The sequence below is a fragment of the uncultured Desulfovibrio sp. genome (genome assembly GCF_944327235.1).
In the GTDB taxonomy this organism is placed as follows: Bacteria; Desulfobacterota; Desulfovibrionia; order Desulfovibrionales; family Desulfovibrionaceae; genus Desulfovibrio.
Genome location: NZ_CALVHE010000066.1, coordinates 1 through 13,979, shown reverse-complemented (window position 1 = coordinate 13,979; position 13,979 = coordinate 1). Strand labels below are relative to the sequence as shown.

The following is a 13,979-nucleotide window of genomic DNA, read 5'->3' as shown; positions in this document are numbered from 1 at the left end:
CTGTTCCGCCGCCTTGCGGTACCAGCAGGCCGCTTCGGCCTTGTCCTGCGGCACGCCGTCGCCTTTGGCATACATGCTGCCGAGCTCGAAGGCCGCCTCGTCATGCCCTCGCAGCGCCGCCTTGCGGTACCAGCAGGCGGCTTCGGCCTTGTCCTGCGGCACGCCGTCGCCTTTGGCATACATGCCGCCCAGCCGGAACCGCGCCTCGCCATGTCCCTGTTCCGCCGCCTTGCGGAACCATTCTGCTGCCAGGACCTTATCCTGCGGCACGCCGTCGCTTGCGGCATACATGTCGCCCAGCATGAACTGCGCACTGTCATACTCCTGGTCCGCCGCACTGCGGAACCAGTAAAGGGCTTCGGCTTTGTCCTGCGGCACGCCTATGCCTTTGGCATACATGTCGCCCAGCAGATATTTCGCCCTGACATCCCCCTGATCCGCCAGCTTTTGACGCCAGCGGGCCATTTCGGCCCATGTCAGAGAGTACGCTTCAAAGGCCAGATAGCGCTGGGCTTCGGCATGGCCCTGCCCGGCGGCCTCGCCATACCAGAACAGCGATTTTTCCTCATCCCGGGGCAGGCCGTGGCCTTCGGCGTACAGCTTGGCCAAACGGACCTGCGCTTCGACGTCTCCCAGTCCGGCTGACAGGCGGCAACGGAGGGCGGCATAGGCCTTGTCCATCCCGCGACCGCGCTCCTCCCCCAGGATGAAAAACGCGTTTTCGGTAACGGTGCTGAGGCAGATGGCGGCAAGGGGGAGGCATATGGCCGCCGCCAGCAGCGTACGCTGAGGCAGTGGTCTGTCCTCTCCCTTGCTGAAAAGCGATTTGAAAAAGGATCTGCACCTGAGGACGGCACGGGGAAGCGCGGCGGCCGCAAGGATCTTCCGCAAGAACTGCGGACCGTTCTTGTCCGTATACCGGGTCGTGGCCTCTTTTTTTTGCGGCATACCGCTCCTTCCTTGCAGTCTGGATGTTCCTCTCGGCAAATATGCCGTCTGAGACCTGTGGCCAGGGCCTGTTAACGCAAGTTTACAAATAATTTAGAGCGTTTCACCTTTGATAAAGGTGAAACGCGAAGCGGCGGCACAGGCCGCCCGGCCAAAACCAAGCGGAATGACCGCGTTTTTTCCGCAAAACGCCAAGCCGTATGGTTTGGAACGCGAAGCGTTTCAAACTGAAAAAGCTCTATATCCTCTGCGCCTGTCTCCCGGCGTCAGACGGGAGGCCCCAAAACCACTGTTTGAAAAAGGGAAGAGTCTCCGACATCCGGCAGACCGGCATTCGCTCACTGTCGGAACGGGAGGGGCAAACGCATGGAAAATCCCTCTGCCTGACGCTCAACCCTGCGCATCGTCAGTGCAGGTTTTGCGTTCCCGCTGAAGGGGAATACGGGGCCTCCGGGACATCGGGAAGGCGCGGGAGCTCCGGCGCGGCGGAGGGGAGCCGTCCGGGCCCCGGGCCTGACGTCCCGTCCGGCTGTTGCCCCGCCTTGTCCTGCGGCAGACCGTAGCCTTCAAGCGCCGACATCTCCAGAAGGGCGCGGGCACGATCGCGGTCACGACCATCTCTTGCCTGATCCCTGGCCTTCCGGAGCCAGAGAACAGCTTCGTTCTTGTCCTGCGGCACGCCGTCTCCACAGGCATACATGCTGCCCAGGATGATTTGGGCCGAGGCGTACCCCAGTTCCGCCATCCTGCGGACCCAGCTGACCATCTCTGCCCTGAGCCGCGCGTCCTCGATATCGGCAAAATAGGTATGCTGCAGAGCCCTCCTCATTTCCAGCGCGGAATTGATCCAGAACAGCGCCCATCTATCGCTCTGCGGCAGGCCGTCGCCCAAAGCGTAGGCCATGCCCAGAGCGAACTGGGCCCCACCATGCAGCCGTCTGGCGGCCTCCTGGAAGAAGCGGAGCGCCTTCTCCCTGTCCTGTGGCAGGCAGTCGCCCTTTTCATACATCTTGCCGAGACGCCACAGAGCCTCGGCATCGCCTCCCTCAGCCGCCATACGGAACAGGTGGATGGCTTCGGCCTTGTCCCTGGGTACGCCATCGCCGTCATGGTACATGAGGGCCAGACGGTACTGGGCTTTGGCGTGTCCCTGTTCCGCCGCCTTGCGATACCACCGGAGGGCTTCGTCCTTGTCTCTCGGTATGTCGTTGCCGTCATGGTACATGAGGGCCAGACGGTACTGGGCTTCGGCGTGTCCTTGTACCGCCGCCTTGCGATACCAGTCGGCCGCCGCCACCCTGTCCAGCTCCGTCCCGCTTCCGTTTCTGCAGGCTTCACCCACGGCGAACTGGGCTCCGGCATGGCCCTGCTCGGCAGCCTTGCGGTACCAGGCCAGCGATTTCTCCTCATATGGACGAAAATCGTAGTTCTTGCCCTTGGCGTACAGCTCGCCCAGACGGGCCTGCGCTTCGGCGTCTCCGCAGCCGGCTGCCAGGAGACAGCGGAAAGCGGCATCGAACCTCTCCAGACAGCCGCCCGATATTTGCGGGGCCAGGCGTGTACACTCGACAAAAAGGTGGAAGCAGAACGCGGTAAAAAGGAACGTGCACACCAACGCCAATACCACGCAAATGTACAAAAAACGCTCCTTCCGCTCGCTGGCATTCGGAGTATCGGCCCGCTGCATCATGGATGTCGGCTCCGTTCGGCGCTCAGGCTGTTTTGTCGTCATCCGCCGGGGCGGCGGGGGAGATGTCGGCGTCCACGATGTCGTCCGCGGCATCATCCGGCGCATCCGGGCCGGATGGGCCAGCAGGGGGGACATCCGAAGCGATCCCCGCGACCGGGGCAGTGGGCGGGCTCGTGGGGGCCGCGGCGGGCAGGGCATTCAGGGCCGCTGGCGGGATCTCCAACGGCGTCTTGCCGTCAGGCAGCAGGATGATGCCGGTACGTTCCAGCACGGCCTGCCGGAAGGCGTATTCCCGCTCCATCTGATGGTGCCGGTAGAGGAAAAACTGCCGGGTCACGTAGCAGACGGTAAGGAAGATGACGAGCCCCCCCACGATCCAGGGCAGATAGACCATCATGGCGCCGCCCAGACGACCGAGCGTCTCCACCAGGCCGTCCACGAAGAGCAGCAGCCCGCCGAATACCAGCAGGGAAAGCAGGATGACTACCGTGGGCGCATGGCGCACGATGCTGTAGAAACGCTCCACATGCGGCGGCAGGGAGGTTGCGGCAGCCTGTCCGACGGTCTGACCTTCCGCAGCGGGCTCGCCCCCGGCGGGGCGTTCCAGCGTCCGGGCCACCAGCAGGCCGGAAAGGTGCAGGATCAGCAGCAGGCCCACGGGCAGCAGCAGGGCCGCCAGCCCCCAGCCCAGCCACGGAAAGCGCGGCAGGGGCGGCCCGCCGGGCTCCACGGGTTCGGCGTGTATGATGCCGTAGATGGCGGAGGCCCCGCCTACGGCCAGTTCCAGCAGGAAGATGGCCACAAGCAGATAGATGATGATGTCCTTGTGGCGGCTTTCCGTCCAATGGGACGCCTTCGATGAGGAAGAAGATACAGTTTTTTTCATGTATCATCCTGTAACAGAATTCCCCGCAAGCGACAAGACGGCGTGGAAAGCCGCTTGCTCCTGCGCATCTTCTGGCATACTCTCGGGGAGGAGGAGCAAGATCATGCATGTGCTTGTCACCGGCGCTGCCGGTTTCATCGGCTACCACCTTGCGCAACGGCTCGTGGCGGATGGTCACAGCGTCGTGGGGCTGGACAACTGTAACGATTACTATGATGTGCGGCTCAAACGGGATCGACTGGCCCGGCTGGAAGCCCGGCCCGGCTTTCGTTTCGTACAGGCCGATCTGGCGGACGGCGCGAGCATGGAAAAGCTTTTTGCGGCGGAGGGCTTCAGCCATGTGGTCAATCTGGCCGCACAGGCCGGAGTGCGCTACAGTCTGCAGAACCCGGCCTCCTACATCAGCTCCAATCTGGTGGGCTTCGGCAATGTGCTGGAAGGCTGCCGCCACCACAAGGTGGAGCACCTCGTCTTTGCTTCCTCCTCGTCGGTATACGGACTGAACTCGCACCAGCCCTATTCCGAACACGCCGCCGTCAACCATCCGGTGAGCCTGTACGCCGCCACCAAGAAAAGCAACGAGCTCATGGCCCATTCCTACGCCCATCTTTACGGGCTGCCCTGCACGGGCTTGCGCTTCTTTACGGTGTACGGCCCCTGGGGCAGGCCGGATATGGCCCTCCAGCTCTTTGCCCATGCCATCATGCGGGACGAGCCCATCAAGGTGTTCAACGAAGGCCGTATGCGACGGGACTTCACCTACATCGACGACATCGTGGAGGGGATGGTGCGCCTGCTGCCGCTGGCGGCCCGCCCCGATCCGCAATGGGATGCCGATACGCCCGACCCCGCCACGAGCAGCGCCCCGTGGCGCATCTACAACATCGGCAACAACCAGACGGTGGAGCTCAACGACTTTATCGCCGCTCTGGAAGAAGCGCTCGGCCGCAAGGCCCGGCGGGAGCTTTTGCCCATGCAGCCCGGCGACGTGCGGGCGACGTGGGCCGACATCGACGATCTTGCCGCCGCCACGGGCTTTGCGCCGCTGACCCCCCTGAAGGTGGGCATGGCGAGATTCGTGAGCTGGTTCAAGGAATATTACAACTATGCATGACATCCCTCTGCCCACGCCACAACGTCCCGAGATCCTGGCCCCGGCCGGGGATACGCCCTCCCTCCTGGCGGGACTGGCCGCCGGAGCTGACGCCATCTATTTGGGACTCAAGCATTTTTCCGCCCGTATGCAGGCGGAGAACTTCAGCCTCACCGAGCTGTCCCGCCTGACCGACCTTGCCCACAGCGAACAGGCCCGCGTGTATGTGGCCATGAATACGCTGGTCAAACCCGGCGAACCGGCAGCCGCCTACCGCCTCATCCATCGACTGGCCCGGCAGGTGAAGCCGGACGGACTCATCGTGCAGGATCTGGCCTTTGTGGACATCGCCCGGCAGGCCGGTTTCGAGGGAGGGCTCTTCCTCTCGACGCTGGGCAACCTCACCAGTCCGCAAAGCCTGCTGACCGCAAAGGCGTTGGGGGCGAGCCGCGTCATCCTGCCGCGCGAACTCTCCATTGACGAGATCCGCCTCATGGGCGAAGCCTGTCCCGACGGGCTCGATCTGGAATGCTTCATCCACGGCGCGCTCTGCTATTGCGTTTCCGGGCGTTGCTACTGGTCCAGCTACATGGGCGGCAAGAGCGGTCTGCGCGGACGCTGCGTGCAGCCTTGCCGTCGTGTCTACCGGCAGGGAGGTTCCGCCGCTGCGGCGATGTTCCGGCAGGCCGAACAGCAGATCGCGCAGGAGGAGGCCCGCCGCAAAGGCCGTCCGTTGCGGGAATTGCAACCACAGGGCCGGGAAGGACGCGAACAGCGCCGATCGCCGGGCAAGGGCAGAGAAGGGCGCTTTTTCTCCTGTCTCGACCTGTCGCTGGATGTGCTGGCCAAGACGCTGCTCCATATCCCGCATCTCGTGTCCTGGAAGATCGAGGGCCGCAAGAAAGGGCCGCACTACGTCTACCATGTGGTGACGGCCTATCGCATGTTGCGGGACAACCCCGGCGATGCGCAGGCCCGCAAGGACGCCGAGGAGATCCTTGAAATGGCGCTGGGGCGGCCCGGGACCCGGGCACGTTTCCTGCCGCAAAAGGACAATACCATCCCCACATCGCCCTCCGGCATGACGAGTTCCGGTCTGCTGGCGGGCAAGATCCGCATCGAACAGGACGGCCGCGTCACCCTCAAGCCGCATTTTGAGCTCCTGCCGCAAGATTACCTGCGCATAGGTGTGGAAGACGAACGCTGGCACGCCACGCTGCCGGTGACGCGACGCATCCCCAAGGCCGGGACGCTGCTCCTGCGTCTGCCCCGCCACAAGACGCCCAAGGCCGGGACGCCGGTATTCCTCATCGACCGGCGGGAACCGGAACTCATGGACCTGCTGCGGGAATGGCAGGGCCGCCTCAATGCGCTGCCCGTGCGGGAAAGCCGGGCGGTGGAAAAGGCGCCGGTCTTCCCTCCGGCGGTCAAGCCTTCGCCTCGCCCGGATACGGTGGTACGGCCCGGCCTGCCGCAAGGACGGGAAACACGCGGCAGTCGGCAGCAGATCACCGGACTCTGGCTCTCGCCGCGCACGGCGGACATCTCCCGCACGGTGGCCCCGCGCATCAGCTGGTGGCTGCCGCCCGTCATCTGGCCCGAGGAAGAGGAGGGCGTGCGGCGGCGCATCGAACGGCTCTGCCGGGAAGGCGCACGGCATTTCGTCTGCAATGCCCCCTGGCAGAAGGATCTCTTCCCGTCCGACCTCAAGGGAGGAGAGCTCGATCTCGTGGCCGGGCCCTTCTGCAATATCGCCAACGTGGCGGCGCTTGCGGTCTTGCGGGACATGGGCTTTTCCGCAGCGTACGTCAGCCCGGAACTCTCGCGGGAGGATTATCTCGTCCTGCCGAAGCAGAGCCCGCTGCCGCTGGGCATGGTGCTTTCCGGCTTCTGGCCTGTGGGGATCAGCCGTTTCGGTCTGCTGGGCGTCAAGCCCAATGAACCGTTCATGAGCCCCAAGGGGGAAGTGTTCTGGGCCCGCAACTACGGCGGCAATATCTGGATATATCCCGGCTGGCCGATGGATCTCAGCGAACAACGGCAGGAACTGCAAGCCGCGGGCTACAGCTTCTTTGCCCGACTGGATGAACACGTCCCGCAAGGTCTGCCGGAAGCCCGCCGCCCCGGTCTCTTCAACTGGGAAGGCGCCTTGCTGTAGCTTTCCGCTGCTTGTTTGGGGGAAAGGGGGCCCCCTCGCTCTGCTGTCGATGCCCGTAAGGCTCCTGCGTCGTCTAACGGCCTGTTAACACTGTTTACTGCTTGTTTGGGGGAAAGGGGAACCCCTCCGCCGGCGCGGGAGGGGTTCCCCTTTCCCCCAAGCCCCCTATCCCTTCCCCAGCGCGCTTTTAGCAGAGAAAGATTCCAAGGACGAGGCAGCCTCGCCCCGGAGGGTAAGCAGATCTTGCACACGGCTTTATTTCCTTATCCATTTGAATAAATTATAAATTTTATGTTAATAGGCCCTAACGGGCACGGTCTGCGGGCTGCCTTTCGGTCGCTGCCACCTTGCCGCCCTGCCCCGCGGCTGGAATTGAAGAACATCATGATTAAGGACGGCCTGCCTCATATAACAGCAACTCATGACAGAAATAATCCCCGAAGTTGTGGTGTTATGCAAAATATTGGTATGGAATACCAATATTCTTATAAAGCATAATGGCAGTAAAAAACATTTTAGTTACATTTCGGAATTACCAACTTATTTTGATGGGAATACTTGAAATGGATGAAGTAAAGCAAAATTATTACGGAAGCTTGTGTACCGATATGTATGAAATCTTGCATGAACAGGCTCCGCAGGACGAACTTGATTTCTATCTCTCCTATGCAGAAAAGGGGAAAAAAATTTTAGAACCTTTGTGCGGTAATGGAAGATTTTTGATTCCATTTTTGGAGCGTGGATTTAATATTTACGGAATAGATTTATCAAAAGAGATGCTGGACAAGCTAAAACAGAAAGCGCCGAATGCACAAGTGATACAGGCGGACATTGCTAACTATACTGTACAGGAAATTTTTGATTATATTTTTATTCCTTCAGGGTCTATTTCCTTGTTTACAGATATGCGTATGTGCGAAAGCATTTTACAAGAGATGAAAAAATTATTGGCTGTTGGCGGGAAATTCGTGTTTGCTGTTGATACTGTTTTTACAAGGTGTGATGAGGACAATACGTACAAAGTACGCGCCTCTGTAAAAACAAAAGAAGGGCATGAGTTGATTTTGAAAATGAAAAAGCACTATGATAAAGATAGTCAGACACAGTTTTCGCCATCTGTTTATGAACTCTACAACGGTGATGAATTGTGGCGAAGAGAAAATATGGATTTTCAAGCACACCTGTATCAATATGGTGAAATGGAAGAATATTTAAAAAAATGTGGATTCAAAAGTATAGCGACATATTCAAATTTCCAGAAAGAACCGGCAAATAACGACGAATGCGAAATGTTCATTTATGAATGCAGCGTATAGCAAATTCAGTCGGTGCAGTCAGGGGCAAGATGAACGACATACCACTATGAAGTAAACAGATAGTCTCCAGCTACATCCCAAAGAATGCTAAAAAACTTTCATTTTGAGACGCTTTTAGAGCATTTTCGGTGTGAAGCGCTTTGCGTTCCAAACTTTATGGCCTGGCGTTTCGCGGAAAAAACGTGGTTTTCCGCTCACGTTGGGCCGGGCGGCGTTATGCCGCTGCCTCACATTTTGCCTTGTTCAAAGGCAGAATACTCTAAGGGAGGGATTTTTTACATCACAAGCAGATAGATGCGTATTAGGGACAGCAAGTTACTTTTGTCATGCAGGCTGTCCCGGTGAATGAGGACTCAATGAACAGACAAATGGTCTTCTTCGCCAATTCTTCCCCCGTTATCGGAGTTGCAAGGGGAAGAGCCCCTGGGGCTCGTCAACGCTATCCACTACTTGTTTGAGAGGAAGGGGAGCGACCGAATAGCGCCTCCTTTTTTCTTCGCACCACCGCCCATGTCCGACATCTGTCTCCCCGCCTCCGTTGCCGCGGCTCGTTCCGCCTTTCCCTGTGGACTGGAACAGCCGCCGGGCGCGTACCGTTTCGGCGCTGACGCCCTGCTGCTGGGGGCCTGGGCGGCCCACTGCCTTGGAGAAGCCGGGCGCGTAGCCGCAGTGGCGGAACTGGGCTGTGGGTGCGGCGCGGCGCTCTTTGCCCTGCTGCTGCATCCGGCACTGACACGATCGCCGTCTTTGTCGCTGGGGATGGACGACAAGGAAGCACTCTGCGCCGCCGCCCGGAAAAATGCGAAGATGCTGGGACTGCCGTCCTGTCGTTTCGTCCGGGGGGACGTGGGGGATCCCGCTTTTTTGCGGCAATGCGGACAGTCGGCTTTTGCGGCGGTCCTGGCCAATCCGCCGTACGATCTGCCGGGCAGAACGGCGGCCCTGCCGCTCAGGGAGCAGGCCCTGCGCTCCGCCTCGTGTTCGGATACGGAGACGTCCCGCAAAGAGGATGGTCAGCTCGCCCTGAACGTGTTCTGCCGGGCCGCCTCGCGCCTCCTGACCCATCATGGCCGCTTTTACGCCATTTTCCCGGCCGGGGACATCAGCCGTCTGTTGTCGGCCTTGTCCTCGGCGCGGCTGGGACTGCGCCGTCTGCTGCCCGTCCATGCCGACCGGCAACATCCGGCGCTCCGTCTGCTGGTGGAAGCCCGCCGGGATGCGGCTTCCGACTGCCGCCTGCTGCCGCCGCTCTTCCTGCACGCGCTGGAACGGGGGAGCGGGCCGGGGTGGACGCCGGAAGCCCTCCATTTCTGCCCGTGGCTTGCGGGAGCGGGACAGGAGGGAGCGCTAAGCAAAGTTGAGGCCGTTAGCCGGGAGCCATGAAAACTTCAAGGGATCCCCGATCGCAGGCACAATAAAGCTCCCCCATGTCTGACCGCAGAGCAAATGCTGTCTCAGGCGACAGGGGCTGTTAACATAAATTTTGCAAGTAATTTCAAGAGATAAGAAAGCTGTATGCGCTCCGCTTGCTTTTGGGGCGAGGCTGCCTCATGTCCCGACTCTTCCCACGATAAAAGCGCGCTGGGGAAGGGATGGGGGACTTGGGGGAAAGGGAGCGAATAGTGTCAACAGGCCCTGGCCGACTCGGCTGCTGGATGTTGCCCCATAGCGCATCGCTTTCCCGTTGTGGCCCCGCGGACGGGCACGCAGGCATCAAGTCCCCCCCTTTCCCACGTTTTTTCTGACCGGGCAAGTCTTTCCACAGACGAGGCCCCCCCAAAATAAACCGCTCCGGAGCGGCCACTCTATGGTCCGCTCCGGAGCGGTTTTGCAATACCCGGTGGAAAAGGGGAGATTATCCCTTGAGCAAAGGATTGTCAGTGGTGATCACTTCAGGAGCGCGTTCAAAGAGGAATTCGCCATTGCGTACCGAGCAGGCTACGGAAACACGGTTGCAGATGGCTTCAAAGCCGCTCTTCGCGTTCAGTACGATAAAGTTGGCGGGCTTGCCTTCCTCGACGCCGTATCTGTCAAGGATGTTGAGAGTACGCGCCCCCTTGACGGTGATGAAGTCCAGCGCGTTTTCCAGTTCTTCAATGGACATCATCTGCGCGATATGCATACCGGCATCAAGTACATACATCAGATTGCCGCTTCCCACGGGATACCACGGATCGCTCATGGAATCCTGGGCAAAGCACACGTTCATCCCCGCTTCGGTAAGCTCCTTGACTCTCGTCAGGCCGCGACGCTTGGGATAGGCGTCGAAGCGGCCCTGCAGATGGATGTTTTCCGTGGGGCAGGAAATAAAGTTGATCTTGGACAGACCAAGCAGCTTGAACAGCTTGTAGGCATACGCGTTATTGTACGAATGCATGGCGCAGGTATGACTGGCCGTAGCGCGCTCAGCGATGCCGGTACGGTAAGCCTCCGCAGCCAGCACTTCCAGAAAACGGGACTGATCATCATCAGTTTCATCGCAATGGATGTCTACCATCTTGTCGTACTTCACAGCCAGCTCAAAGGCCTTGTGCACGCTCTTTACACCGTCTTCACGGGTAAATTCAAAATGAGGGATGGCGCCGACGAGATCGGCCCCCATCTTCAAAGCCTCTTCCACCAGCTCATCCCCCCCTTATAGGCATACATGCCCTCCTGCGGGAAAGCGATGATCTGCAGATCACAGGTCTCCTTCACTTCTTCACGCAGCTCCAGCATGGCCTGGAGTGCGGTGAGCTTGGGGTCCGTCACGTCCACATGCGTACGGATATGCTGCACGCCGGTAAGGATCTCCTGCTTCATGGCCTGCCGGGCCCGGGCTTTTATTTCTTCCTTGCTCAGATGCCCCTTGGTCTCGCTCCAGCGCTGGATCCCCTCAAAAAGTGAACCGGTCTTGTTGGCCGCCGCGGGATTGAGTGCGGTGAACACATAGTCGAGATGGATATGCGGGTCACAATACGGCGGCACGACCAGCTTACCGCCGAGATCGACGATGCGTTCCGGTGTGACGCCAGCGCCGGCCCCCTGACCGATGGCTTTGAACCTTCCGCCTTCCACAAGGATATCCACAAGGCCGTCCCGCCCCTTCAGTGCGGCATTGGTGAACAGGGTGCTTGTCATCGCTTCTCTCCTTCATAGTGCGAGCGTTGTTCTGTGGGATGCGCCTTGCCCGGCAAGTCGCATGTCCGAACCATAGCCGCCGGCGAAAAGAAAGGCATGGTGCGGATCATACGAAAAACGCCCTTCCCGCTTGTGCTTCCGCTGCACAAACAAGCGTTTCCATTTTTGTTGATTGTGCACATTGTTCGCCCCTCTGCCCGATGCTAGCTTCAACCTGCGCTCCTGAGTGGCGGCCTGACACCTCCCCCCGGGGAAACTGAATCAACCTCAGATACGCAAAGGAGATGGATCATGACAATCAGAATGAGTGAAATGACCTGGATGGAATTCAACAGCAAGATCAAGGAAGGCGCTGTCACCATCCTGCCCATCGGCGCGTGCGAACAGCACGGCCCGCATCTGCCGCTGAACGTCGATACCGTGCTGGCCCAGGGCTTTGCGGAAAGGCTGGCGGAACGCATCGGCGGCGTTGTGGCCCCCGCCATCAACTATGGCTACCGCTCCAAGCCCCTGTCCGGCGGCGGTCCTCTTTTCCCCGGCACCGTGGATCTCTCCGGGGAAACGCTTATCCGGCTGACGTTCGACATCCTGGAAGAACTCATCAAGGACGGCGTGCGCAACATCCTCGTCCTGAGCTGCCATTTCGAAAACGAAGCCTTCGTGTGCGAAGCTGTCGATCTCGTGACCCAGAAGTATGGCGACAGGGCCAAGGTGCTCATCGCCAACTGGTGGGATCCCATACCGGAGGAGATCATCAGCAAGGTGTTCGACGAAGTCCCCTTCCCTGGCTGGGCCTTTGAACATGCCGCCGTGACGGAAACGTCCCTGATGATGGCCATGGCCCCGGAGCTGGTGCATGAAGACCGCATGGTCGATACCCAGGGCGCCACCCCCTGCCCCTACCACATCTATCCCGTGCCCAAGGGGGCCGTCCCGGATACCGGCGTGCTCGCCCCGGCCCGCTCCTCCTCCGCCGCACGCGGACAGATCATCATCGACAGCGTGCTGATCGAACTGGAAAAGATCTGCAAGAAGGAATTCAAGTAATTGCTGCAATCCCAAGAAGGCCGCCGCCGGGATTTCACGGCGGCGGCCTCAAAGTGAGGTCTTATGAAAGGCATACTCCTGACCATGCTTTCCGCCATCGCCTTCGGCTTTGCCTTCACTCTGGGGCCCATGACTTACGGCGACGGCGGCAGCAATCCGACGACCCTGACATTTCTGCGTAACGCCCTGAGTCTGCCGGTGCTGTTCCTTATCCTGCGCTATCAGGGAGTCTCCCTCAAGGTGACAGGAAAAGAACTGATAAGCCTGACCATCCTTGGCGGCATCGGCAACGCCTTCACGACACTGCTGCTCTTCATTTCCTTTTCCCTCATCGACGTAGGCATAGCGACCACCATACACTTCATCTATCCCGTCTTCGTGACCATAGGCTGTGTGCTGTTTTTCAAGGAAAAGCTGGGCCTCAAAAAGGTGGTGTCCCTGCTCGTGGCCACTTGCGGCATCGCCTGCTTCTTCTTTGGGGGGGACACGTCTCAGGGACTGGGGGGCGGCATGTTCCTTGGTCTTGCCCTGGCGGTGATCTCCGGCGTGACGTATGCCTTCTACATCATCTATCTTGACAAAAGCGGCCTCAAGAATCAGCCCGTGTTCAAGATCACCTTTTATGTCGCACTGATGAGCACCATCGCCATGGGAGTGTACGGTGCCGCTATGGACGATCTCGCCCTGAAAACGCTTACACCGGCTTCGTGGGGGATTTCCCTTGCCTTCTCTCTGCTGTGCACGGTCGTGGCGCTTTCCTTGCTCCAGATCGGCATCAAGTATGTGGGGGCGTCCACTGCCGCCATCCTGACGACTTTTGAGCCGATCACGAGCATCGTCTGCGGCGTGCTCCTTCTTGGCGAAAGCATCACCGACGTCAAGATCGTCGCCTGCTCCCTGATCATGATCGGCGTCGTCATGCTCTCCCTCGCCAAGGAAAACAAAAACGAAGAAGCCGGCGCTCCCGGCGAAGCACTGGCTTCCGAAGGCTGATCCCCCTTGCCCTGGACGGCGCGGGAGAGGTCTCAACCATACTCTTCCTCGAAAATCCTCACGCTGAGAGGCGGGAGGATTTCATGCGTCCTGAAGATACTCCCTGATCAGGATGCTTAGCAGAAGGTTCATGCGTGTCCGGGCATCTTCCAGATCCCATCCCGTCAGATCGCGTATCTGGTTCAAGCGATAAAGCAGCGTATTGCGGTGGACAAAAATATCTTGTGCCGTTTTGGTAATGTTTCCATTACAGAGGAGATAGGCCCTGACTGTCGGGAGAAGCAGGGAGTTGTTCTCTTTGTCATACTCCAGCAACGGACGCAGGATACCCTGATAGCACTCACGCAGGACTTCGTCATCATCGACATGGATCAACACGTTATAGATACCGAGATTTTCATGGTGAACTATGGTAAACCCACGGACCTTCTCAGCAATACGCAGTGCCGATAGCGCTTCCCTGCAACTCTTCCGTATATCCCGCTCACCTGCATACGTCCTGCCGAATGCCAGGATCACACCGTCATCCGCGCACAGATGACAGATGACTTCCCGGGAGGCCTCAACATAGGCAAGTGCCTCATCCGCCTTTTTTCGCGAAGGAGCCAGCACAAGGCAGATGACCCTGTCCCCCTGAGTCAATGTGGAGACCTTTAGGGTCAGGACTCATTAAAGGTAAAAAATGACAATGGCAGCAATATGGATTGCCGAAAGGAATGTATGGGCAC

General features: G+C 59.3%; 12 protein-coding genes. 6 read left to right on the top strand and 6 right to left on the bottom strand.

From position 1 onward, the window contains the following. From Q0K00_RS09105 to Q0K00_RS09095, 3 genes are all read right to left on the bottom strand, one after another. The coding region (locus tag Q0K00_RS09105; protein ID WP_297228786.1) for a tetratricopeptide repeat protein at positions 1 to 948 on the bottom strand (948 nt) is incomplete at its 3' end. Between the two features lie 406 nt (positions 949 to 1,354). Then, positions 1,355 to 2,587 carry a tetratricopeptide repeat protein gene (locus Q0K00_RS09100; protein WP_297228784.1) on the bottom strand — a complete coding sequence of 411 codons (1,233 nt, stop codon included), beginning with the start codon at positions 2,585 to 2,587 and terminating at the stop codon, positions 1,355 to 1,357. A gap of 73 nt (positions 2,588 to 2,660) precedes the next feature. Further along, positions 2,661 to 3,524 carry a hypothetical protein gene (locus Q0K00_RS09095; protein ID WP_297228782.1) on the bottom strand — a complete coding sequence of 288 codons (864 nt, stop codon included), beginning with the start codon at positions 3,522 to 3,524 and terminating at the stop codon, positions 2,661 to 2,663. 103 nt (positions 3,525 to 3,627) lie between these two features. Here Q0K00_RS09095 and Q0K00_RS09090 point away from each other — a divergent pair, with 103 nt between their 5' ends. The 4 genes from Q0K00_RS09090 to Q0K00_RS09075 all read left to right on the top strand — a co-directional run bounded on the left by Q0K00_RS09090 (position 3,628) and on the right by Q0K00_RS09075 (position 9,474). Continuing rightward, entirely contained in the window at positions 3,628 to 4,638 is a 1,011-nt protein-coding gene (locus Q0K00_RS09090; RefSeq protein ID WP_297228780.1) for an NAD-dependent epimerase, read from the top strand. Then, positions 4,631 to 6,775, top strand: a complete 2,145-nt coding sequence (locus Q0K00_RS09085; RefSeq protein ID WP_297228778.1) for a U32 family peptidase — start codon at positions 4,631 to 4,633, stop codon at positions 6,773 to 6,775. The genes Q0K00_RS09090 and Q0K00_RS09085 overlap by 8 nt, the downstream gene beginning before the upstream one ends. A 563-nt stretch (positions 6,776 to 7,338) precedes the next feature. After that, positions 7,339 to 8,091 (top strand): class I SAM-dependent methyltransferase, encoded by a 753-nt coding sequence (locus Q0K00_RS09080; RefSeq protein WP_297228777.1) that lies wholly within the window; start codon positions 7,339 to 7,341, stop codon positions 8,089 to 8,091. A gap of 510 nt (positions 8,092 to 8,601) precedes the next feature. Then, positions 8,602 to 9,474 carry an N-6 DNA methylase gene (locus tag Q0K00_RS09075; RefSeq protein ID WP_297228775.1) on the top strand — a complete coding sequence of 291 codons (873 nt, stop codon included), beginning with the start codon at positions 8,602 to 8,604 and terminating at the stop codon, positions 9,472 to 9,474. Positions 9,475 to 9,946: 472 nt separating this feature from the next. Here Q0K00_RS09075 and Q0K00_RS09070 read toward each other — a convergent pair whose 3' ends face one another. Continuing rightward, entirely contained in the window at positions 9,947 to 10,711 is a 765-nt protein-coding gene (locus Q0K00_RS09070; protein WP_297228773.1) for an amidohydrolase family protein, read from the bottom strand. Continuing rightward, the gene (locus tag Q0K00_RS09065) at positions 10,696 to 11,211 is read right to left on the bottom strand and encodes an amidohydrolase family protein (RefSeq protein WP_297228771.1); all 516 of its coding nucleotides are present in this window, start codon (positions 11,209 to 11,211) and stop codon (positions 10,696 to 10,698) included. The genes Q0K00_RS09070 and Q0K00_RS09065 overlap by 16 nt, the downstream gene beginning before the upstream one ends. Positions 11,212 to 11,502: 291 nt before the next feature. On the opposite strand from Q0K00_RS09065, the gene Q0K00_RS09060 reads away from it, so the two are divergent. Next, positions 11,503 to 12,258 carry a creatininase gene (locus tag Q0K00_RS09060; RefSeq protein ID WP_297228769.1) on the top strand — a complete coding sequence of 252 codons (756 nt, stop codon included), beginning with the start codon at positions 11,503 to 11,505 and terminating at the stop codon, positions 12,256 to 12,258. Between the two features lie 63 nt (positions 12,259 to 12,321). Further along, entirely contained in the window at positions 12,322 to 13,251 is a 930-nt protein-coding gene (locus Q0K00_RS09055) for a DMT family transporter (RefSeq protein ID WP_297228767.1), read from the top strand. 81 nt (positions 13,252 to 13,332) lie between these two features. Here Q0K00_RS09055 and Q0K00_RS09050 read toward each other — a convergent pair whose 3' ends face one another. Continuing rightward, on the bottom strand, positions 13,333 to 13,893 hold the full coding sequence (locus Q0K00_RS09050; RefSeq protein ID WP_297228765.1) for a helix-turn-helix domain-containing protein: 561 nt from the start codon (positions 13,891 to 13,893) through the stop codon (positions 13,333 to 13,335). Positions 13,894 to 13,979: the final 86 nt, after the last annotated feature.